Raw genomic sequence first — 21616 nt, 5'->3', positions numbered from 1 at the left:
GGCCGCGTGAGCGGCGGGCAGCGGGCGCTGGTTGGGCCCGGGCAGCATGATGCAATGCAGGGGTGGGGCTTGGCCAGGTACCCGGCCCGGGCCGATCGGGTGAGCGGAGGGCCGTCCGGCCGGACCGGGGTCAGCCCATCTCCTCCAGGGGGCGGCCCTTGGTCTCCCTGATGCAGTAGGCCACGAAGGGGATGGAGAGCAGCGCGAAGCAGGTGTAGATGACGTACGTCGCCGACAGGTTCCAGTCGGAGAGGGTCGGGAAGGTCACGGTGATGGCCCAGTTGGCGATCCACTGGGCCGAGGCGGCGACCGACAGGGCCAGCGCCCGGATCCGGTTGGGGAACATCTCGCCGAGCAGCACCCAGACCACCACGCCCCAGGAGAAGGCGAAGCACAGCACGAAGACGTGGGCGGCGGCCAACGCCGTTGTGGCGTAGGTGCTTTCGAGAGTCGCGGTGGAGCCTTTCCCGACCCGGTGGGAGAAGGCCCAGGCCGCGGTGGCGAGCGAGAGCGCCATGCCCGTCGAACCGGCCAGCGCCAGTGGCTTGCGGCCGATCCGGTCCACCAGCGCCATCGCGATCACGGTGCCGAGCACGTTGATGATCGAGGTGGAGAGGCTGATCAGCAGCGAGTTGCTCTCGTTGATGCCGACCGACTGCCACAGGAACGACGAATAGTAGAAGATCACGTTGATGCCGACGAACTGCTGGAACACCGAGGCGCCGATGCCGACCCAGACGATCGGCAGCAGGCCGAACCGGCCGCCCGTCAGGTCCTTCGGCCGGGGCTTGTGCGCGGACGCCAGGACCGCGCGGATCTCCGCCACCCGGGCGTCCAGGTCGACGCCCGGGCCCTCCACCTCCAGCAGCACCGCGCGGGCCTTGTCCTCCCGGCGGTCGGCGACCAGATAGCGCGGGGACTCGGGGATGGCCAGCGCCATCAAGCCGTAAACCAGTGCCGGGATGGTCTCCACGCCGAGCATCCACTGCCAGGCCTGGATCCCGGCCAGGTGCCCGGTGGACTCGCCTCCGGCAGCCTGGTTCAGGGCCCAGTTGGCCAGTTGGGAGACGGTGATGCCGAGCACGATGGCCAGCTGCTGGAAGGAGGCCAGCCGTCCCCGGTACGCGGTCGGGGCGACCTCGGCGATGTAGGTGGGGGCGATGACCGAGGCGATGCCGATCGCGATGCCGCCGACCACCCGCCAGAAGCCCAGCAGTTCGATCGAGGGCGGGAACATCGAGCCGACTCCGCTGACCGCGAACAGGAAGGCGGCCAGCAGCATCGTCCTGACCCGGCCGAGATGGTCGGCCAGCCGGCCGGCGATCACCGCGCCGAGCGCCGAGCCGAGCAGTGCGACGGCCACCACGAAGGCGGTCTCGCCGTTGCCCACCCTGAAGTGCCTCTGGATGCCCGTCACCGCACCGTTGATGACCGCGCTGTCGTACCCGAACAGGAAGCCGCCCATCGCGGCCGCCGCCGAGATGAAGACGACGTAGCCCAGATGGGCCTGGTCGCTGTGGTGGGTGGGAGTGGTACTGGACAGGACGGGCTCCCGGGGTTCGGCGGTCCGCCCGTGCGGCCGGATGGAACAGCTCCACGCTCATTTCAGCAGCCGGGCACATCGACGGCGCGCTGTGCGACCCTCAGGGTGAACCGACCGAACCGCCGTCACCCCCGGGCCGGGCAGCCGCTGCGCTGCGCCGGTGCCGGTCAGCCGAGGTCGCGCAGGTAGCCGGGCAGCGGCCCGGTGGCCGGGGAGTGCGGCAGCGGGGTGCCGTACGCCGTGCGCACCGGGACGACGCCGGACCAGTGCGGCAGGTCCAGGTCCGCCTCGTCGTCGTTGGCGCCGTCGTCGCGGGTCTTGGCCGAGACCTCGTCCAGGACCAGGCGCACCACAGCCGTCGCGGCCAGCTCCTTGGCGTTCGCCCGGCGGACGTCGCCCGAGCGGCCCGGCACCACCTGGTCCACCAGCGCGTCCAGGGCGATCGCCAGCTCCTCGGGGTCGGTCACCTGATGGGCGATGCCGTGGGCCACCACCGAACGGAAGTTGACCGAGTGGTTGAACGCGGACTTGGTCAGCACCAGGCCGTCCACCTGGGTCACCGTGACGCAGACCGGCAGCCCCTCGTCGGCCCCGGCGCCGCGCATCGGACGGCTGCCCGTCGAGCCGTGCACATAGAGCCGGTCGCCGACCCGGGCGTAGACGGTCGGCAGTACCACCGGGGCGCCGTCCGCCACGAAGCCCAGGTGGCAGAGGTACGAGCTGTCCAGGATCGCGTGGATGGCCTCCCGCTCCCAGGTGGCCCGGTCGCGGTAGCGGGTCGGCGTGGTGCGCTCGTTGCGGGTGTACGCGCCGCCAGTCGGGTGCGTGGCGTCCGTGGTGGCGGACACGTGCGTGGTATCCGTGGCGGCGGTCGTGCTGTCCGACATGACATTCCCCGATGTACTAGTGCATAATTGTTTTTGTGCTAGGAGACTATCGGATCAAAGGTCGTCGTGCCAGTGACATCGCGGCTGACATCGAACGCGCGGTCGGCGCCGGCGAGTTGGCCCCGGGAGCCGCCCTGCCGCCGCTGCGCGACCTGGCCGGCGAACTGGGCGTGAACCCCAACACCGTGGCCGCCGCCTACCGGCTGCTGCGCGACCGGGGCGTGATCGAGACCGCCGGACGCAAGGGCAGCCGGGTCCGGCCCAGGCCCGTCACCACCCCGCGCGACCAGATCCGCATCCCCGTCCCACCCGGCGCCACCGACCTCTCCAGCGGCAATCCCGACACCGCGCTGCTCCCCGCCCTCGCGCCGGCGGTCGCCGTAGCGGCCGCCCAGGGCGACCGTGACCCCGTCCTGTACGGCCATCCCGCCGCCGACCCCGGGCTGCTCGACCTGGCCGGCGCGGCGTTCCGCGCCGACGGCGTCCCAGGCGGCCCGCTCGCCGTCTGTTCCGGCTCGCTGGACGCGATCGAACGCATTCTCACCAGCCGGCTGCGCCCCGGTGACCTGGTCGCCACCGAGGACCCGGGCTGGGGGAGCCTGCTCGACCTGCTGCCCGCGCTCGGGCTGCGGCCCGTGCCCGTGCGGCTGGATGACGAGGGGCCGCTGCCCGACTCGCTCGCCGCGGCGCTGGCCGCGGGCGCCCGGGCGGTGATCCTCACCGTTCGGGCGCAGAACCCGACCGGGGCCGCACTCACCGAGCGGCGGGCCGCCGACCTGCGGGCCGTGCTGGCCGGGCACCCGGACGCGCTGCTGATCGAGGACGACCACGGCCACGGCATGGTCGACCTGCCCTATCGGCCGCTGGTCGGGGGCACCGCCGCCCACTGGGCCGTGGTGCGTTCGGCCAGCAAGGCGTACGGCCCCGATCTGCGGATCGCGCTGGCCATCGGCGATCCGGAGACGATCGACCTGGTGTTGGGGCGCCAGCGGCTGGACGCGGGCTGGGTCAGCCTGCTGCTCCAGCGCACCGTGGCCGAGCTGTGGCGCGCCGACGCCGCGCCGGCCGGGACGGTGGCCGCGGTGTACCGGGCGCGCCGCGAGGCGCTGCTGGCCGCGCTGGCGGCGCACGGGATCGAGGCGCACGGTGCGAGCGGGCTCAACGTCTGGGTGCCGGTGCCGGATGAGTCCGGGGTGGTCGCGGCGCTGCTTCAGTCGGGCTGGGCGGTCGCGCCCGGCGCGCGGTTCCGGATGCAGTCCCCGCCCGGGATCCGGATCACCATCGCGGGCCTGGAGGAAGCTCGGGCGCCGAGGCTGGCATCCGACCTGGCGGGCGTCCTGCACTCGTCGGGCGGGCGGTCGCGGTCGACCTGAACCGGCTGCGGCGTGAGCCGTCTCCGATTTGCCTGACAATGCGTCAATACGGCGTCCGATCACCGGAGTTCGACGTCCGATAGATGCGTATGTCTGACGGCCAGAAGAAAGTCACTTCAGATACCTAGCGGTAACAACCGTGGGCATGCCACATTTTGGGCGCCCCCGGCCGGCGGCACACCCTCACGTCAGCGCCTCCCGTCCCCACGTACGGGAGGCCTTCCGCAGGAGTTCCGCCGTGCTCAACTCTCTCCGTACGACCGAACGTTCCCGCACCACCAGACGACTGGCCACCGTGCTGTCAGCGGCGGCCCTCGCCGTGCCGCTGCCGGGCCTGGTCACCCCGGCCGAGGCTGCCACCGGCCCCACCGTGAGCGTCTCGATGGGGGACAGCTACATCTCCGGCGAAGCCGGCCGCTGGCAGGGCAGCAGCGACGGCACCGGCGGCAGCCGGGACGGCACCGATCGGGCCTGGACCGGCAGCGGCTACGACGCCACCCGGGTCTACGGCAGCACCTTCGCGAGCGGCTGCGACCGATCCGACAGCGCCGAGATCCGCACCGCGCGGATCGCCCAGAACCAGATCGACCTCGCCTGCTCCGGCGCCACCACCGCGAACATCTTCCGAGCGGCCGCCGGCGGCCAGTCGCTCAAGGGCGAGGCGCCGCAGGCCGACCAGTTGGCCGCCGTCGCCGCCGAGAACAACGTCAAGCTGATCACCCTCTCGATCGGCGGCAACGACCTCGGCTTCGCCAACGTGATCACGTCCTGCGCGGAGGACTACCTGATCTGGGGCTCCTCCTGCCGCGACGGCGAGCAGGCCGCCGTCGACTCGGCGATGCCGGACGCGATGGCGGGCGTGGGCAAGTCGATCGACGAGATCCGGGCCGTGATGCGGGCGGCCGGCTACGCCGACGGCGACTACCGGCTGGTGCTGCAGTCGTACCCGTCGCCGATCCCGCGCAGCAGCGAGATGCGCTACCCCGAGAGCGGCTGGACCCGGGCGAACACCGGCGGCTGCCCGTTCTGGGACACCGACGCCGACTGGGCCAGGGACTCGATGACCGCTCAGGTCTCCGATGCGCTGGCCCAGGTCGCCGCGAGCAAGGGCGTGCAGTTCCTCGACCTGCGCGACACCCTGCAGGGCCGGGAGGTCTGCTCGAAGTCCGACAGCCTGGCCGCGCCGGACAACACGCCCTCCGCGACCACCAGCGAGTGGGCCCGCTTCGTGGACGCCGGACTGAGCACCCCGCAGGGAGCCACCCAGGAGTCGATGCACCCGAACTACTACGGCCAGCTCGCCCTGGGCCGCTGCCTCGCCCTGCTCTACGCGCGGCCCAGCGGCGACTACGCCTGCGACAACACCCCGGGCCAGGACGCCTCCGGAATGTACCTGACCGCCAGGTAACGGCAGGGGTTCAGGAGCGGACGGCGCCGCGCACCAGCTTCCCCTCGGTCGACAGCAGGCCGGTGCGGTAGTCGAAGCGCGGCGCCGCCGCGAACATCAGATAGAGGTACTTGAGGTTCTCCGCGAACCAGTACCCGGGCGTCAGGTCGCCGAGGCGCACCGGCGAGGCGGTGACGTCCTCGGCGACCGTGTAGCCGCCCGACACCCGCTGTTCGGCCCGTACCGCCTGGAAGTAGCGGTAGGCGGTCTGCCGGTACTCGTCCGCGCCGGTCAGCCGCCAGAGGTCGAAGGCGGAGTTGGCGTACTCGGGCCGCAGGTCGTTGCGGGCACTGCGGACCTGGCCGGCGGCGTAGTCCACCTGCTCGGGCAGCAGCCCGTACTGGTCCAGCAGGGTGGTCCAGGAGCGGTAGTAGGCCTGGCCGGCGTCCAGGTCGCCGCCCTTGCCGAGGAGGCCGGCATAGAACGCGGCGAGCTCGGACTGGTCGTGGCCGGTGGTCCTGCCCGTGCTGAAGTCCACCTGGCGGAACCAGAGTCGGCCGTCCCTCCGGTCTGCCTGGTACTTGAGCACGGCGTTGGTCAGCACCCGGTACCAGGCGCGCAGCTCGGCGTCGTCGAACAGCTCGCCGCCGGCCCAGAGGTACTCGTAGAAGGAGTCCACCGGTGGGTTCGGCTCGATCGCGTGGGTGTCCGTCCAGCGGCCCGACTCGACGTCCAGCGCGGTGCCGAGGAGGCCCAGCGAGGAGCGCCGGGCGATCACCGCGCGGGCGGCCTTCTTGGCCGCGCTCCAGTAGCGGTCGTCGCCGGTGAGCCGGCTCAGCACGCCGAACTCCACCAGGTTGGTGCCGACCTCGGCCAGCGGGCTGACCGAGCCGGAGACCGCTCCGGTGCGCAGATTGACGTAGCGGTAGGGGAGCTGGGAGGGGGAGCGGGTGAAGGCGGGCAGCAGCCGGTCGGCCAGCTCCCGGCAGCGCGCCAGCAGAGCGGGCCGCCCGGTGCACAGATGGCCCGCTAGCAGGCCGCCGACGAGCCGGATCACCGCCTCGAAGACCTGCACTTCGGCGTCGACGGCCGGGTCGAAGTGCGCTTCGATCCAGTCGGCGGCCAGCTCCACCTCCTGGTCCTGCTCCATCAGCCACAGGGTGTCCAGCGCCTCGACGATGGACAGGCCGAAGGTGTGACCCCGGGCGAAGAAGTCGTTCCGTCCGCCGGAGAGCGGCCGGACCTCGTCGTAGCCCCAGGCCGCCAGCTTGTAGCCCTCCCAGCTGTGCAGGTACTCGGCGCGGATCTGCCGGGCGATCGCGGCGTCGGACGGCAGACCGGCGGCGGCGCGGGCTGCGGGCACCCGGTCCGTTCCGGTCGCGGCGGCGCGGGCGGGGTGGGGGAGAGCGGCGCTCGTGGTGGCCATGGCGGCGGCGCCGAGCACGGTGCGGCGGCGGGGCAACGGGGCAGATCGCATGCCGCAGGACGCTAGTGGCCCGGCGGGCCGCGGCCGCCCAGGACTCCGTCCGCGTGTCGGCGCTCCCGCGCAGGTCAGCCCGGGAGCGCCGGTGTCAGGCCGGTACGCCGGTTTCACTCGTACGGATGGTCCTCCTCGGGCGGTGCCGGCTGGTGTTCAGCCCTTGGCCAGCAGCGACTGGGCGTGCTGGCGGACCTGGTCCCTGGACAGGTACGCGTCGGTGTACTCGAAGTCGCGCAGCCGGGCGGGTTGGCGGGCCAGGAAGCCCGTCCGGACGAAGTCGTCGCCCGCGGTGGCGTTCAACAGCCAGTTGGCGCCGACCCGGAACTTGGCCACGTTGGTACGCATCGCCATGATGTGGTAGCCGCGGGCCACCAACTGGGCCGGTACGCCCTTGAGTTCAACACCGATCGGCTTGGAGACCGCGTCCTTGCCACCGAGGTCGACCACCAGGCCGAGATCCCTGTGATAGTAGGGCTGCAGCGGCTCGTTGTGCAGTGCGGCGACCAGGTTGTCGGCCACCCGGCGGCCCTGGCGGGCGGAGTGCTGGGCGGTGGGAGGACAGACCGCGCCGTCGCCCTTGGACAGGTCCGGCACGGCGGCGGCGTCACCGAGCGCGAACACGGAGTCGAACTGCGGCACCCGCATCTCGGCGGTGACCGCGATCCGGCCGCGTACCGTCTCGGCGTCCAGCGTCCCGATCAGCGGGCTGGCGGCGACCCCGGCGGTCCAGATCAGGGTGCGACAGGGCAGCACCCGTCCGTCGGTGAACTTCACCGTCTCCGCGCCGACTTCGGCCACCGAGACGCCGAGCGAGACCTCGATCCCGCGGGCCCGCAGGATCTGGAGCGCGGCGTTGCCCAGCTTGTCTCCCAGCTCGGGCATCAGTTTCGGGGCGATGTCGATCAGATGCCACTTGATCGTTGCGGGGTCCAGCCGGGGGTAGCGCCTGGTCGCGGCGGTGGTCAGACGCTGGAGGCAGGCGGCCGTCTCGGTGCCCGCGTAGCCGCCGCCGACCACCACGAACTGCAGCCGGGACTCCCGTTCGCGCTGGTCCAGGGTGGTCGAGGCGAGGTCGAGCTGGGAGATCACGTGGTCGCGGATGTAGGCGGCCTCGGCGAGGGTCTTCATCCCGCGCGCGTAGGCCGTCAGTCCGGGGATGTCGAAGGACCGGGTGATGCTGCCGGGCGCCAGGACCAGGTAGTCGTACCTGAGCGCGATCACCTCGTCGGTGATCTTCCGGATCACGCACACCTTGGCCGCCGGGTCCACCCCGATCACGCCACCGGGGATGATGTGGGTGCGGTGCAGGCTGCGGCGCAGCGAGACGGCGACTGACTGGGGGGTGAGCACCCCGGCCGCAACGTGCGGCAGCAGCGGCAGGTAGAGCTGGTAGCTGAACGGCGTGACCAGGGAGATCTCCGCCTCCGAGGCCGCCAGCTTGTGTTCCAGGCGGCGTGCGCACTCAAGACCGGCGAAACCGCCGCCGACTATCAGGATCCGAGGTCGCTCCATCGTCCATCCCCTGCCTGCCGGGTCCGAGCGGTATCAGGACAACTCTGACAACTGTTCGCCACGGTCGCACGGTCGTTTGGTGCCTGCCACCGCAGCGGGCCCGGGAGGGGGAAACGCCGCGGCCGAGGCGAGGGGACACCCGGGCTCGCGCAGGACCCCGTGCGCGCGGGAAACCGCCGCGGCCGCGGCGACGGGCCCGGCGGCGGGCGGAGGACGGCTGACGGGTCGGTAGGCTGGCGGGATGCTCTCCGAGGTGACGGCGGTCCGCTATGTGACGCCACTGCGAGAAGGCGGCTCGATGCCGGGCCTGGTCGAGGCCGATGACCATCGGCTCTACGTGCTCAAGTGGTCCGGCGCGGCCCAGGGACGGAAGGCGCTGATCGCCGAGGTACTGGCCGGCGAACTGGGCCGGCGCCTCGGGCTGCCGGTGCCCGAGCTGGTACGGATCGACCTGGACCCGGTGCTGGCCCGCAGCGAGCCCGAACCGCAGATCCAGGACCAGATGCGCGCCAGCGGCGGCGTCAACCTCGGAATGGCCTTCGTCAGCGGCGCGCTCAACTTCGACCCGCTCTGCTTCGAGGTGGACCCGGACCTGGCCGCGCGGGTGCTCTGGTTCGACGCCCTGATCGGCAATGTGGACCGCTCCTGGCGCAACCCCAACCTGCTGATGGCCACCGGCGGCCTGCGGCTCATCGACCACGGTGCCAGCCTGATCTTCCAGCACCACTGGGCGAGCTCGGCCGCCTGGCCCGGCAAGCCGTACGACGCCTCGGACCACGCCCTGCTGCGCTCCGCCGGGGACCTGAAGGCCGTTGACGAGGAGCTGGCGGCACTCGCCGAGAAGGCGCTGCCGGCGGCCGTCGCGTCGATCCCGGAGGAGTGGCTGACGGACGAGCCCGGCTTCGCCGACACCCAGGCCGTCCGGGACGCCTACCAGGAGCGGCTGACCGCCCGGCTGGCCGGACCGCGGGGCTGGCTGCCGACCCTGCCCGGTGCCGAGGAGGCCGGATCATGCTGAACGGGACGAGTGACGGGGAGCAGGGCGTGGGCGTGGAACTGCACGACTACGAGTACGCGGTGATCCGCGCCGTGCCGCGGGTGGAGCGTGGCGAGTGCGTCAACATCGGCGTGCTGCTCTACTGCCGTCACACCGCGCACCTGGGCGCCCGCACCCACCTCGATCAGGGGCGGCTGCTCGCGCTGGACCCGGTCGCGGACGTGGCCGGGGTCCGGCGGGCGCTGCGTGGCATCGAGGCCGTCTGCGAGGGCGGACCGAAGGCCGGCCCGGCCGGGGAGGACAACCCCGGGCAGCGGTTCCGGTGGCTGACCGCACCGCGCAGTGCGATCGTCCAGCCGGGGCCGGTGCACACCGGGCTGACCGCGGATCCGGAGGCGGAGCTGCGGCGTCTGTTCGAGCAGCTGGTGCTCTGAGGGCGATCGCCCTGGAAGGGGCCCGGCCGGATGCGCCAGGGAACGGTTTGATTGCGGAGAGTCGCTTATGATGGTCAAAGCTGGAGTAACTGAAGCAAGTGTGCGTACCCTGACCACCATGGGCTCCACAGCGACCAGCACCGTACCGACCACCGCCGACCTGATGGAGGTGGTGGCTGCCGTAGGCACCGCCTACTTCCACGACTTCGCGGCCGCCGCCGCGCGCCACGGCCTCAACTCCTCGCAGGCCAAGGCGCTGAAGTCGGTGCAGGAGCCGGTGCCGATGCGGGCGCTGGCCGGCCGGCTCGGTTGTGACGCCTCCAACGTCACCGGGATCGTGGACCGGCTGGAGGCGCTGGGGCTGGCGCAGCGCGAGGCGGCGGTCGCCGACCGGCGGGTGAAGATCGTCGCGATCACCGAGCAGGGGCGCGAGGTGCTGGGCCAGATCCGCGAGGACATGAGCCGCGCCCGCGCCGCCTTCGCCAGCCTGGACGACGAGCAGCGGGTCGCCCTGGACGCGCTCTGCCGCCAGGTGCTCCCGCTGCTCTCCGGTCAGTAACGGGCGGTCCGCCGGTTCGGCGGGGACGGCGGCCCGGGTGCTGCTCCCGCAACTCCCGTCGCCCCCGAGGCCCGTCGTGGCCGTCCTGCGGCGCGGCGCGTGCGGTGGCCGGGTGCGCCTGATCGCCCCTCAGGACCCGAGCGGGTGTCCGGTCGTCGCGTCGACGTGGTCGGGGATCTCGTCGTGCCGGTCTCCGACCGTCGGTGTCCCGGTGGGCTCGAAGAGCAGGATCGCGGCGCCGTCGGGAGCGGACGGCTTGTGCTCCGTGCCCCGGGGAACGGTGAAGACCGCGCCCCGGGGAAGCCGGACCGTGCGCTCCCCGGCGGGCTCGCGCAGAGCGATGTCCAACTCCCCTTCGAGCACCAGGAAGAACTCGTCGGTGTCCTCGTGGACGTGCCAGAGGTGTTCACCCCGGACCTTGGCGACGCGGACGTCGTAGTCGTTGACACGGGTGACGATGCGGGGGCTCCACAGGGCGTCGAAGGAGGCCAGGGCCCTGCCGAGGTCGATGGGTTCCTTGCGGTCGATGGGTTCGTCGCTCATGGGGAAATCCTGGCCCGCCCCGCGGGGCTGGTGTGAGTGCTAGGAATTGCACATGTCGAAAGGATCCTCGCACGGGCTCCGCTCGCCGGGCCCGCACCGGGTCGTCGTGATCGTGGACGAGAACTCGAACCCCTTCGAACTCGGCTGCGCGACCGAGGTGTTCGGCCTGCGCAGGCCCGAACTCGGCCGCGATCTCTACGACTTCCGGCTCTGCTCGGCCGAGCCGCGCACGCGGATGCGGGACGGCTTCTTCACCCTCACCGGGGTCGCCGACCTCGCCGCGGCCGACTCCGCGGACACCCTGATCGTCCCCAACCGCCCCGACGTCGAGGTGCCGCGCCGGCCGGCCGTGCTCGATGCCGTGCGGCGGGCGCATCAGCGCGGCGCGCGCCTGGTCGGCTTCTGCAGCGGTGCTTTCACGCTGGCCGAGGCCGGGGTTCTGGACGGGCGCACGGCCGCCGCGCACTGGCAGTGGGCGGATTCCTTCCGAGCCCGCTTCCCGGCCGTCAGGCTGGAGGCGGACGTCCTGTTCGTGGACGACGGCGACATTCTCACCGCCGCGGGGAGCGCGGCCGCCCTCGACCTCGGGCTGCACATCGTCCGCCGGGACCACGGAGCGGAGGTCGCCAACTCGGTGAGCCGGCGGCTGGTGTTCGCCGCCCACCGGGACGGCGGGCAGCGGCAGTTCGTGGAACGCCCGGTGCCCGACCTGCCGGACGAGTCCCTGGCCCCGGTGCTGGCCTGGGCCCAGGAGCGACTGGACTCACCGCTCACCGTGGCCGAACTGGCGGCACGCGCCTCGGTCAGTCCGGCGACGCTGCACCGCCGCTTCCGCGCGCAACTGGGCACCACACCGCTGGCGTGGTTGACGGGGGAGCGGCTCACCCTGGCCTGCCGGCTGATCGAGCGGGGCGAGTCGCGTCTGGAGACGGTGGCGCGGCGCAGCGGGCTCGGTACCGCCGCCAATCTGCGCGTGGTGATGCGTCGCGGCACCGGGCTCACGCCCCTGGCGTACCGGCGCCGGTACGGTGCGGGGGCCGGGTGAGCCGTCCGGTGCTCCCGCGGCAGGCGGCAGGGGGCTCCCGCCCCGCGGTGCGTGGAGGCGGGCCGCCGGCGGTCAGCCGCGCAGGTGGTAGCGGTAGGCGAAACCGGACGTGCTGCAGATGCCGATGAGGCGCTGGGCCTGGTCGTAGGTGAACCCCGGCGGCACCTCGCACGCCCACAGCCCGTCGGCCGGAACCCGCAGGTGGTAGCGGATGGCGAAGCCGGACGCACCGCAGGCGCCGATCAGGCTCTGCACCTGGTCGTAGATGTATCCGTTCGGGATCGAACAGGCCCAGGTGTTGTCCAGGGAGTGCGGCCTGGCCTGTGCGGCGGCCGGCGAGGCTCCCAGTCCGAGCAGGGACAGTGCGAGCCCGGCTGCGGCCAGCACCCTTGCGGCCGCACCTGGCGTGCTACGTCGAGACATGGACATGCGATACCTCATCTTCGGTTCGCCCCGGGCGAGTTGGTTCCTTCGACGGGGTCGGATGTTGTCGGCGGCCCGAACCTACGGCATGCCGGCCGTGAACGAAGAGTCGGTAATCGGACGATTTCGCGTCGGAAGTGGCCGCCGCTCCTGCCGCCGGAGGTGTCCGCCGCTCGGCGCAGCGTCCTCGGACGGGTGCCCGCCGGTTTCAGGAGCTGGTCCGGCCGGGAGCCGGGGGCTGCTCGGTGCCGCAGTAGCGGCACTTGGAGGCGGCCGCCGGGATGTCGTCGGCGAGACAGGCAGGACAGGTCTTGGCCGGTACGGGTGCACCGAAGACGGTGATTCCCCGGCGGCGCTGGAAGGCCCGGTACGGGACGATGATCAGGAAGTAGACCACCGCCATGAAGATGACGAAGTAGATCACGGCGGAGATGAACGCGCCGATGTCGACGTAGGTCGCCTTGTTCCCGGGCGCGCCCAACTGCCAGCCCAGCGCGGTCGAATGGCCGCCCTGGGCCCGGGTGACGAGCGGGGTGATGACGTTGTCCGTGAACGCCTTGATCAGGGTGCTGAACGCCAGCGCGACGATCAGCCCCACCGACACGACGACGACGTCACCGCGCATCAGGAAGTTCTTGAAACCCTTGAACATCGCCGCTCCTCGTCCGCTCCGCCGGTTGCCCCGGGGCGCCAAGAGCACCCAGAACCAGGCGAGCCGATCCGGCCCCGGTCCGCAACCGGAGCGGTGCCGACCGGGGGACGGACGGTGGACCGTCAGAGGGTGACGAAGGTGTAGCCCTTGGCCTTGAGGGCGGGCAGTACGGTGCGCAGCGCGTCGACGGTCTGCGAGCGGTTGCCGCCGCCGTCGTGGCAGAGCAGTATGTCGCCCGGCTTGGCGGCCAGCAACTTCTCGGTGATCGTCTTGGTGCCGGGGCGGGCCCAGTCCCTCGGGTCCACGTCCCAGTCGATCGGCGTCATCCCGTACTTGGCGACCGCGGCGAACACGTCGGCGGACCAGTCGCCACCGGGGGAGCGGAAGAGCTTCGGCTCGGGGGCCCCGGCGTCCACGATGACGGACTGGGTGTCCGCGATCTGCTGCTGGATCTGAGCCGCGCTGCGCCGGGAGAACGGCTGGGGATGGGTCATCGTGTGGTTGGCGATGGTGTGCCCGTCCGCGGCGATCCGCCGGATGAGGTCCTTGTCGGCGTGGGCCTCGATGCCGACCACCGAGAACGTCGCCCGGACGTCGTACTTGCGCAGCAGCTGCAGCACCTCCGGGGTGTACATCCGGCTCGGACCGTCGTCGAGGGTCAGCGCGACCGCGTTCGACGGAGCGCTCGGCAGCAGGTCGTGCACCTTGAAGACCGGCTTGGTGCGTACCGCCACCGGCGAGGACGAGGGGTTCGGCAGGTCGGAGACGTTCGGGGGCTCGGTCGCAGCGGCCGGGGAGAAGCCGTCTGAAGGGCTTTCCGACGGCGGTGGCGGCGCCGGGGCGACGTTGCCGGACGAACTGCCGCAGGCCGTCAGCGCGCCGCCCGCCCCGAAGACCGCCGCGCCGGCGGCCGTCAGCCTGATCAGCCGCCGCCGGGACAGCCCGCTCTGATCGCCCGGCTGCTCCGCGCGCTGCTCTGCCATGGTGACGCCCCTCCCTCAGGTGGTTCGCCGGGACGGGTGACCCCGTCCGGCCTCGGTGTGCCGGGGGCGCGACGGCGTCGTGCCGTGGTCGATCCGCCGCTCCCCGCCTCAACCGACGTGCACCGGGTCGGGCCGGTTCCGGCGCTCCGATCTCTTGGGCAGGTCTTTGACCTCTCTTGCCGAATGCCGGTTGAACAGGGGAAACGGCGCGATACCGGTGGGGCTCCGGAGACAGCGAGCCGGGTCTGGGGGCGTCGGTCAAGCAGCCGCCACCGGCGTCAGAGATTGGTGAGCTGCTCCCCCTTGCGGTCCTGGATGATGTGGTCCACGCACACCGCGAGGACGACCAGCAGGGTGCTGTCCTCGGGGCTCAGCACATCGACCGCGTAGGCGTCCCGGATGGTGAACCAGCGCCGGGAGATGTGCGCCAGGGTGGTGCCACGGTGCTGGATGTCGAACTCGTGGTCCCACAGGTTGCCGACTATCCGCAGCCGCCGGCCGTCCCGCAGCCGGACCTTGAACCGGTCGCTGAAGATCCGGAAGGCCCGCTTGCTGATCCGGGCGACCACCGCGCCGTCCTGCTTGACCAGGATGGTGTGGTGCAGGGTGAAGGCCTTCCTGGTGATGCTCGCCACCTTCTCCCCGTGGGGGTCCACGAAGTCGAAGGTGGTGCGCAGCCGCAGGAACCGCCGGTTGACCTTGTAGAGCTTCTCCCGGTGCTCGGTCTCGATCCACGCCTCTTCGTGGAAGGCGAACATGCGGTCGCGTATGAGGTAGCGCATCCGAACCCCCGTCAGTGTCGCCGCCGCTCGGCGGCGTGGTGTCGGCCAGAGCGTAACGGGGGGCCCGAGACGGGTCGATGACAGGTCGGCGACGGAGCGGCGACGGAGCCGCGACGGAGCGGGCCATCAGCAGGCCATCGGCAGGCCGGTACCGGCCCGGGGGTGGCATCGGCCGGAGCGGAGCCGGCTCCGCACCCGGGCCTGCCCGGCTGTGACGGGGTGGAATCCGTACTTCCCGCAGGTGCCTGACGTGCCGTCCGACCGCAAAGCGGTGAGCGCTGACGGCCGATCAGGTGTTAACGTCTGCACCGCCCTGGTCGGACCCGGGCTCGACCGCCCCGCTGACCCGGGCGGTCCAGGTCCGGCGATGAGGGCGGTTCTCACCGATTCCATTATGAAAGGGACAGCGGACTCCGTTGATATCCCCAATTCGGCACGCCCACCGAGCCACGCGGGGCCTGCCGCGCCTCACCACCGCAGTCGCCGCCTCCGCGACCGGCCTGGCACTGGTCACGGGTATGACCGCCGGTGCCGTCCCGGCATCCGGCGCCACGCCGGCCGAGGACACACTGCAGCGCCAGTTCGACTCCGCGGCCGCCGAGTTCCACGTTCCGGTCGGCGTGCTGCTGGCCGTCTCGTACCAGCAGACCCGCTGGGACTCGCACCAGGGCGCGCCCAGCACCACCGGCAACTACAACGTGATGGGCCTGACCGAGGTCGACGCGGCCGCCGTCAACGCCGCGCTCGCCAAGGGCCCGGGCCCCGAGACCGACGGCCGGGGCGACGGCGCGGAGCCGAAGCCGGCCACGGGCGCGACGGCGCGACCCAAGGTCCAGGACGGCCCCGCACTGCACACCCTGGACGCGGCCGCCAAGCTGATCCACCGCCCGGCCGGCGACCTCAAGCGGGATGCGGCCCAGAGCGTGCGCGGCGGCGCGGCCCTGCTGGCGCAGTACCAGAAGGAGGCCGGGAAGCCCGCCTCCACCGACCCCGGCGCCTGGTACCAGGCGGTGGCCAGGTTCAGCCAGGCCGGCGACGCGGCGAGCGTCGACGCCTTCGCCGACCGCGTGTTCGGCACGATCCGCACGGGCGTCTCCCGGCACACGGCCGACGGCCAGTCGGTCGTCCTCGCCGCGACCCCCTCGCTCAAGGCGGACCGCCCGGCTCCGCTCAAGGCGGGCCGTCCGGCCGCCGCGATGCGGGCAGCCGCGGCCCCGGCCGCGGACGACACCACCCCCGAGTGCCCCTTCGAGCTTGACTGCGACTTCAAGCCCGCCGCCTACGCGCTGACCAACCCGAGCGACCTCACCTCGTTCGGCAACTACAGCAAGGCGAACCGCCCGGACGACGGCGACAAGATCCAGTACATCGTCATCCACGACACCGAGGGCGGCTTCGACGCGTCCATCGGGCTCTTCCAGAACCCGGCCAACCAGGACAGCGCGCACTACATCGTCCGGTCCTCGGACGGGCACGTCACCCAGCTGGTGCACACCAAGGACATCGCCTGGCACGCCGGGAACAAGTCCCTCAACATGCACAGCATCGGGATCGAGCACGAGGGATACGCCCTCCCCACCGACCGCCCGACCTGGTACTCGGAGCAGCTCTACCAGTCCTCTGCCGCCCTGGTGCGCCACCTGGCCGCCCGCTATGACATCCCGCTGGACCGCGACCACATCATCGGCCACGACGACGTGCCCGGCCCGATCCAGTCGTACGTCGCCGGTATGCACTGGGACCCGGGCACCTTCTGGGACTGGTCGCACTACATGGACCTGCTGGGTGCCCCCGTCTGCGCGAACCTCGGCGGTCCGCTCACGGTCGGCGGCGTGGTCACCATCTCGCCCGCGTTCGACGCCACCAACCAGCCCCCGGTGACCGGAACGGCCGACCGGCCGGAGAACTTCGTCTACCTGCGTACCCAGCCGGACCCGAACGCCCCGCTGATCAACGCCGGTACCACCCAGGCCTCCGACTGGCACGACAAGGCCGTGTACGGCACCAGCTACGTCGTCGCGGATCTCCAGGGCGACTGGACCGCCATCTGGTACGACGGCCAGAAGGCCTGGTTCTACAACCCGTCCGGGCAGACCGGCGGTGCCGACAACCGGCCGGGCCGGACCGTGCTGACCGCCAAGCCGGGCCAGGCCTCGATCCCGGTGTACGGTCGCAACTACCCCGAGGCCGCCGCGTACACGCCCTACCCGGGGATCGCCCCGCAGTCCGTGGTGCCGCTGACCGCCACCGTCCCGGCGGGTCAGTCCTACGTCGCCGGCAGTGACACGCCGGTGCAGTCGGACTTCTTCTACTCGCACACCATCGACAACAGCGCGCCGAACGACTGGACTCTGGTGGTGGGCAACGACACCTACTACCCGATCCGCTACAACCACCGGATCGCCTACCTGAAGGCCTCCGACGTCCAGGTCGGCACGGCCGTCACGGCCGGCGGCAACACCGGCCAGAGCACGAAGTCCTGACATACCGTCAGATCTGCGAGAGTCCCCGCGGCCGGACGGTCGCGGGGACTCCGTGCTGACCGCCCACCTCTGGGCGCCCGGGCCGGAGCGGCGATCGGTGATGGCGTCGAACGCGATCCAACCACGCCGTTGATCGTTCTGTTGGCGGGCGTGAGCGATCGGTCCTCGCAGAACTCGCCTGCCGCGGATGGCCGATGACATTCGTGCCGGTGGCATGCTCGGCGGCGGTGCGGACCGTCGCCCCGGGGGTCGTCGCTCGGTGCCGAAGCACCACCCTTCGGAGTCGCGATCTATCCAGCGGGCCGATGGCTGGTCTCAGTCAGCCGTGCGGCGTCGGGGGAAACAGTCCGGGATGCCTTCCGGGTGCGGCGGAGGCCGAAGCTGCAGACGGCAGCGATCAGCAGCAGCGCGATGGGCAGTAGCAGGGTCCAACGCATGGCAGTGACGAAGCCGTGGCCGAGCACTCCCACGCTCAGTTGGTGCCACTGCGCCGCGAGCGACGTCGGCAGTCCGGCGGGGGCGTCGACCGTGCGGGCCGGGCTGTCGGCGCTGACGGCCGTGAAGCTGTCGACGAACTGCTCGCGTACCGACACGGGCAGGCTTTCCGCGGTGGTGGCGGCTTCCCGATGGGTCGAGGTGCGAAGTGCCGCCTGCAACAGCGCGCCCACGGCGGCGGTGCCCAGCGCCTGGCCGAGTTGCCGTGTGGTGTTGAACACCGCGGAGGCGGCGCCGGACAGCTCTGGTCGGACATCGCGTAGGGCCACGGTGGTCATCGTGGAGAACAGCAGCCCCATGGCAACGCCAAGGACGATCACCGCGGGCACCATCAACCACACGCGCATGTTCGGCGCGGCGAGCAGCGCACTGCCGCCGATCCCGGCGCAGAAGGCCAACAGGCCCGTGACGAGCAGGTATTTGCCGCCCGTTCGGTCAGCTCTGAACCCGGCGAAGGGCGCGATCACCGCGGCGCACACCGATGCGGGGGCGGTTACCAGGCCGCATTCCAGGGCACTCAGGCCCAGCACGTCCTGCAGGAAGAGCGTCACGGGCAGCAGTGCCACCATGCCGAAACCCACTGCCGTGGCGACCACGTTGACGATCGAGAAGTTCCGGTCGGCGAACAGCGTGAGCGGCACCATCGGCTCCGGGGACCGCTGCTGCACCAGTAGGAACGCAGCGACCAGCACGACGCCGGCCACCAGCAGGACCGGTACGGACAGCGGACCCGCGATCACGCCCCAGTCGTAGCGGCTGCCTTCCTGGAGCGCGTAGATAACGGCGAACAACCCGGTGCTGACCAGCACGATGCCCAGGGGATCGAGCCGCTGGGCACTCGCATTGCGCGACTCGGGCACCACGAGCAGGGCGAGCACCAGACCGATGACACCGACGGGTACGTTGACGAAGAAGATCCACTCCCAGCTGAGCTTCTCCACGATCAGTCCACCGAGTAGTGGACCGGCGATCGTCGACACCCCGGCGACCCCGCTCCACGCCCCGAACGCCGCACCCCGCTTCTCCGGTGGGAACAGAACCGTTATGAAGGCCAGCGTCTGGGGGTTCATCAGCGCGCCACCGACACCCTGTGCCGCGCGGGCCGCGATCAGCTCTCCGCCGGTGTCGGACAGGCCGCAGAGGGCGGAGGCGAGGGTGAAGACCACCAGCCCGATGACGTACAGCCGTTTGCGTCCGAAGCGGTCGCCCAGGCGCCCGGCCAGGATGAGCGGTACGGCGTAGGCCAGCGTGTAGCCGTTGACGATCCACAGGATCTGGTCGAGACCCGTCCCCAGGTCGGACATCATGCCGGGGACCGCGATGTTCACGATCGTGCTGTCGAGCAGGATCATGAACAGGCCGGTGCACAGGGCGAAGAGTGCTAACCAGGGCCGTGTGACGCGTCGGGGGTTCATCGGCTCACCATGCCCTTCCCGGTTCCGTCCTGGTCTTCGGGCGACGCGCCGGTGTTCCCGGCCTCGGCTGCGGCCGGGCCGAACTGGACCGGCGGGGCGTCGGCCTTCCGGTCCCAGGGCAGTGCACCGCTGCGCAGCCGTGCCACCAGAGCGTTGATCCACTTCAGTTCGGCCCGGGCCCTGGTGAGCTGCCAGTCGAGGTCGACGGAGAACATCGGGGCCACACCGAACTCGGTGAGCCGGGTGGCCATCACCTCGCCGCCGGCGATGTGTGCCTCCAGCGCCGCGGCCCGCCAGATCAGCCGCTCGAGCGCGGTCTCCCTGTCGAGCGTGTGCAGCAGGGCGAGAGCCAACGGGAACTCCGGGAACTCCTCGGCGGGAGCGGAGACCATCTCCTTCAGCCGGTCGGCGAACGCATCCCGGCCTTCCTGCGTGATCGCGTACACCGTGCGCTCCGGCAGCCTGCCCTGCCGGTCCGTGCCCACGGGCTCGATCAGGCCGAGCCGCTCCAGCCGGTCCACCGCGTGGTACAGCGAGCCGACGGTGAGCTTGACCAGCCGGTTGCGCTGCCGGTCACGCATGGTCTGGTGGATTTCGTACGGGTGAGCCGGCCGCTCCTCGAGCACCTCGAGGAGCGCCATGGCCAGCAGATTGAGCTTGCGTCCCCTTGGTTCGGCCACGTTCCCTGCCTCCTACCTACCTCAAGTGGGGTACTCCAGTTGGAGTATATGAAGTGGAGTGCTCTGGTTACTGGTCCGAGAGTGATGGGGGAACGCTTTCGGCCATGATCGAGCTCAGCGGGGGCGGCCGTCCGTACGGCAAGGGAGTGCTGGTGGCCGCGGGCGCGCCGGCCTGCGATCCGGAGCTGCCCGGGCGCTGTCCTGATTCGCCGGGGCCGGGAGCCGGGGGCCGGGGCGGGCGGGGTGCGTCGTGGCTGAGATCTGGCGGGAACGACACCATCGGCAGTCAGGGCGCCATTTGGATTTTCCTACAAAGTCGGCCCGCCGCCCGGTTGGCGGCAGCTGTGTGGATCTTCAACGTTTACGCGTGAACTGGCTTTCGAGCAGGGTATGAGTGAAACTCGACGGTTGGGTGCGGGGCGCCCGAGTGCGCCCTCGCGGGACATCCGCAGCCGCACCCGAGGTGTAACTTCTCCCAGCCAGAGAGCCCTTTTCATGCGCTTCCTGAACGACCTCAAGCCCGCGTACGACCTCACGTACGACGACGTCTTCATGGTCCCCAGCCGTTCCGCCGTGGGCTCCCGGCAGGGTGTCGACCTCTCCTCGAACGACGGGACGGGGACCACGATCCCGCTCGTCGTCGCGAACATGACCGCGATCGCAGGTCGCCGGATGGCCGAGACCGTGGCCCGCCGTGGTGGTCTGGTGGCCATCCCGCAGGACATTCCGACCGAGGTGATCGCCGAGGTGATCGGCTGGGTCAAGCAGCGCCACCTGGTGCACGACACCGCGCTCACCCTGGCCCCCGGTCACACCGTCGCGGACGCGCTGTCCCTGCTGCCCAAGCGTGCGCACAACGCGCTGGTCGTGGTCGAGGACGGCAAGCCGGTCGGTGTGGTGACCGAGGGCGACTGCCAGGGTGTGGACCGGTTCACCAGCCTGTCCGAGGTGATGTCCCGCGACCTGCTGCTGCTGGACGAGGGCATCGACCCGCGCGCCGCGTTCGACAAGCTGAACGAGGGGCACCGCAAGCTGGCGCCGGTCGTCGACGCCGAGGGCAAGCTGGTCGGCATCCTGACCCGCAAGGGCGCGCTGCGCGCCACCCTCTACGCCCCGGCCGTGGACACCGAGGGCAGGCTGCGGGTCGCCGCGACCGTCGGCATCAACGGCGATGTGGCCGGCAAGGCGAAGGCACTGATCGACGCCGGTGCGGACGTGCTGGTGGTGGACACCGCGCACGGCCACCAGGAGACGATGATCAACGCGCTGCGCGCGGTGCGCGCGCTCGACCCGAAGATCCCGGTCGTGGCGGGCAACGTGGTCTCCGCCGCCGGTGTCCGTGACCTGGTCGAGGCCGGTGCGGACATCCTCAAGGTCGGTGTGGGCCCCGGCGCGATGTGCACCACCCGGATGATGACCGGTGTCGGCCGCCCGCAGTTCTCCGCCGTCCTGGAGTGCGCGGCCGAGGCCCGCAAGCTCGGCAAGCACGTCTGGGCCGACGGCGGTGTCCGCCACCCGCGCGACGTCGCCATGGCGCTGGCCGCCGGTGCGTCCAATGTGATGGTCGGTTCCTGGTTCGCCGGCACCCTGGAGTCCCCGGGCGACCTGCAGACCGCCGCTGACGGCCGCCAGTACAAGGAGAGCTTCGGCATGGCCTCCGCACGCGCCGTGACCAACCGGACCTCGGGCGAGTCGGCGTACGACCGTGCCCGCAAGGGCCTGTTCGAGGAGGGCATCTCGCACTCGCGGATGTTCGTCGACCCGGTCCGTCCTGGTGTCGAGGACCTGATCGACTCGATCGTCGCGGGTGTGCGAAGCGCCTGCACCTACGCGGGTGCCAACAGCCTGGAGGAGTTCCGCGAGAAGGCGATCGTGGGCGTCCAGAGCGCGGCCGGCTACGCAGAGGGCAAGCCGCTGCACTCCAGCTGGGCGTGACGCCTCCC

At 71.3% G+C, this 21616-nt stretch carries 19 protein-coding genes; 8 read left to right on the top strand and 11 right to left on the bottom strand.

Annotation, left to right across the window (positions count from 1 at the left end; genetic code table 11):
• Positions 1 to 130: 130 nt before the first annotated feature.
• Positions 131 to 1543 (bottom strand): sugar porter family MFS transporter, encoded by a 1413-nt coding sequence (locus ACZ5ON_RS19650; protein WP_465593884.1) that lies wholly within the window; start codon positions 1541 to 1543, stop codon positions 131 to 133.
• A gap of 167 nt (positions 1544 to 1710) precedes the next feature.
• Positions 1711 to 2430 carry a pyridoxamine 5'-phosphate oxidase family protein gene (locus ACZ5ON_RS19645; protein ID WP_465593828.1) on the bottom strand — a complete coding sequence of 240 codons (720 nt, stop codon included), beginning with the start codon at positions 2428 to 2430 and terminating at the stop codon, positions 1711 to 1713.
• Positions 2431 to 2465: 35 nt separating this feature from the next.
• On the opposite strand from ACZ5ON_RS19645, the gene ACZ5ON_RS19640 reads away from it, so the two are divergent.
• Both ACZ5ON_RS19640 and ACZ5ON_RS19635 read left to right on the top strand, forming a co-directional pair.
• Positions 2466 to 3803 (top strand): aminotransferase class I/II-fold pyridoxal phosphate-dependent enzyme, encoded by a 1338-nt coding sequence (locus ACZ5ON_RS19640; protein ID WP_465593825.1) that lies wholly within the window; start codon positions 2466 to 2468, stop codon positions 3801 to 3803.
• Between the two features lie 238 nt (positions 3804 to 4041).
• Positions 4042 to 5211: a GDSL-type esterase/lipase family protein gene (locus ACZ5ON_RS19635; RefSeq protein ID WP_465593822.1), complete on the top strand. Its 1170-nt coding sequence runs from the start codon at positions 4042 to 4044 to the stop codon at positions 5209 to 5211.
• Positions 5212 to 5221: 10 nt separating this feature from the next.
• On the opposite strand, the gene ACZ5ON_RS19630 is transcribed toward ACZ5ON_RS19635, so the two are convergent.
• Positions 5222 to 6667: a glycoside hydrolase family 47 protein gene (locus tag ACZ5ON_RS19630; protein WP_465593819.1), complete on the bottom strand. Its 1446-nt coding sequence runs from the start codon at positions 6665 to 6667 to the stop codon at positions 5222 to 5224.
• Positions 6668 to 6823: 156 nt separating this feature from the next.
• Positions 6824 to 8182: an NAD(P)/FAD-dependent oxidoreductase gene (locus tag ACZ5ON_RS19625; RefSeq protein ID WP_465593816.1), complete on the bottom strand. Its 1359-nt coding sequence runs from the start codon at positions 8180 to 8182 to the stop codon at positions 6824 to 6826.
• Between the two features lie 241 nt (positions 8183 to 8423).
• On the opposite strand from ACZ5ON_RS19625, the gene ACZ5ON_RS19620 reads away from it, so the two are divergent.
• The 3 genes from ACZ5ON_RS19620 (at position 8424) to ACZ5ON_RS19610 (ending at position 10172) form a co-directional block, all read left to right on the top strand.
• Positions 8424 to 9200 carry a HipA family kinase gene (locus ACZ5ON_RS19620; RefSeq protein ID WP_465593813.1) on the top strand — a complete coding sequence of 259 codons (777 nt, stop codon included), beginning with the start codon at positions 8424 to 8426 and terminating at the stop codon, positions 9198 to 9200.
• Positions 9194 to 9613 carry a DUF3037 domain-containing protein gene (locus ACZ5ON_RS19615; protein WP_465593811.1) on the top strand — a complete coding sequence of 140 codons (420 nt, stop codon included), beginning with the start codon at positions 9194 to 9196 and terminating at the stop codon, positions 9611 to 9613. The genes ACZ5ON_RS19620 and ACZ5ON_RS19615 overlap by 7 nt, the downstream gene beginning before the upstream one ends.
• 118 nt (positions 9614 to 9731) lie before the next feature.
• Positions 9732 to 10172: a MarR family winged helix-turn-helix transcriptional regulator gene (locus ACZ5ON_RS19610; RefSeq protein WP_465593808.1), complete on the top strand. Its 441-nt coding sequence runs from the start codon at positions 9732 to 9734 to the stop codon at positions 10170 to 10172.
• Between the two features lie 129 nt (positions 10173 to 10301).
• Here the strand turns inward: ACZ5ON_RS19610 and ACZ5ON_RS19605 are convergent, their stop codons facing one another.
• Positions 10302 to 10715, bottom strand: a complete 414-nt coding sequence (locus tag ACZ5ON_RS19605) for a cupin domain-containing protein (RefSeq protein WP_465593805.1) — start codon at positions 10713 to 10715, stop codon at positions 10302 to 10304.
• A gap of 52 nt (positions 10716 to 10767) precedes the next feature.
• Here ACZ5ON_RS19605 and ACZ5ON_RS19600 point away from each other — a divergent pair, with 52 nt between their 5' ends.
• On the top strand, positions 10768 to 11760 hold the full coding sequence (locus ACZ5ON_RS19600) for a GlxA family transcriptional regulator (RefSeq protein WP_465593802.1): 993 nt from the start codon (positions 10768 to 10770) through the stop codon (positions 11758 to 11760).
• 72 nt (positions 11761 to 11832) lie between these two features.
• Here the strand turns inward: ACZ5ON_RS19600 and ACZ5ON_RS19595 are convergent, their stop codons facing one another.
• The 4 genes from ACZ5ON_RS19595 to ACZ5ON_RS19580 all read right to left on the bottom strand — a co-directional run bounded on the left by ACZ5ON_RS19595 (position 11833) and on the right by ACZ5ON_RS19580 (position 14600).
• A complete protein-coding gene (locus ACZ5ON_RS19595; RefSeq protein WP_465593799.1) occupies positions 11833 to 12183 on the bottom strand; it encodes a hypothetical protein in 351 nt (116 codons plus the stop codon).
• Positions 12184 to 12391: 208 nt separating this feature from the next.
• Positions 12392 to 12835 carry a large conductance mechanosensitive channel protein MscL gene (locus ACZ5ON_RS19590; protein ID WP_465593796.1) on the bottom strand — a complete coding sequence of 148 codons (444 nt, stop codon included), beginning with the start codon at positions 12833 to 12835 and terminating at the stop codon, positions 12392 to 12394.
• A 122-nt stretch (positions 12836 to 12957) separates the two neighbouring features.
• Positions 12958 to 13818, bottom strand: coding sequence for a polysaccharide deacetylase family protein (locus ACZ5ON_RS19585; protein WP_465593793.1), 861 nt, complete (start codon positions 13816 to 13818; stop codon positions 12958 to 12960).
• Between the two features lie 278 nt (positions 13819 to 14096).
• Positions 14097 to 14600, bottom strand: a complete 504-nt coding sequence (locus ACZ5ON_RS19580) for an LURP-one-related/scramblase family protein (RefSeq protein ID WP_465593790.1) — start codon at positions 14598 to 14600, stop codon at positions 14097 to 14099.
• Between the two features lie 416 nt (positions 14601 to 15016).
• On the opposite strand from ACZ5ON_RS19580, the gene ACZ5ON_RS19575 reads away from it, so the two are divergent.
• Positions 15017 to 17083 (top strand): N-acetylmuramoyl-L-alanine amidase, encoded by a 2067-nt coding sequence (locus tag ACZ5ON_RS19575; protein ID WP_465593787.1) that lies wholly within the window; start codon positions 15017 to 15019, stop codon positions 17081 to 17083.
• A 290-nt stretch (positions 17084 to 17373) separates the two neighbouring features.
• On the opposite strand, the gene ACZ5ON_RS19570 is transcribed toward ACZ5ON_RS19575, so the two are convergent.
• Entirely contained in the window at positions 17374 to 18993 is a 1620-nt protein-coding gene (locus tag ACZ5ON_RS19570; protein ID WP_465593784.1) for an MFS transporter, read from the bottom strand.
• Complete coding sequence (locus ACZ5ON_RS19565; RefSeq protein ID WP_465593781.1) at positions 18990 to 19673, bottom strand: PadR family transcriptional regulator; 684 nt, start codon at positions 19671 to 19673, stop codon at positions 18990 to 18992. Before ACZ5ON_RS19565 ends, ACZ5ON_RS19570 begins: the two co-directional genes overlap by 4 nt.
• 495 nt (positions 19674 to 20168) lie before the next feature.
• Between ACZ5ON_RS19565 and ACZ5ON_RS19560 the strand changes: the two genes are divergently transcribed.
• Positions 20169 to 21608 (top strand): GuaB1 family IMP dehydrogenase-related protein, encoded by a 1440-nt coding sequence (locus ACZ5ON_RS19560; protein WP_465593778.1) that lies wholly within the window; start codon positions 20169 to 20171, stop codon positions 21606 to 21608.
• Positions 21609 to 21616: the final 8 nt, after the last annotated feature.

It is taken from the genome of Kitasatospora sp. NPDC032150 (assembly GCF_055579945.1).
Note: the sequence above shows the minus strand (reverse complement) of the source record. Positions and strands in the feature narration are given on the sequence as shown.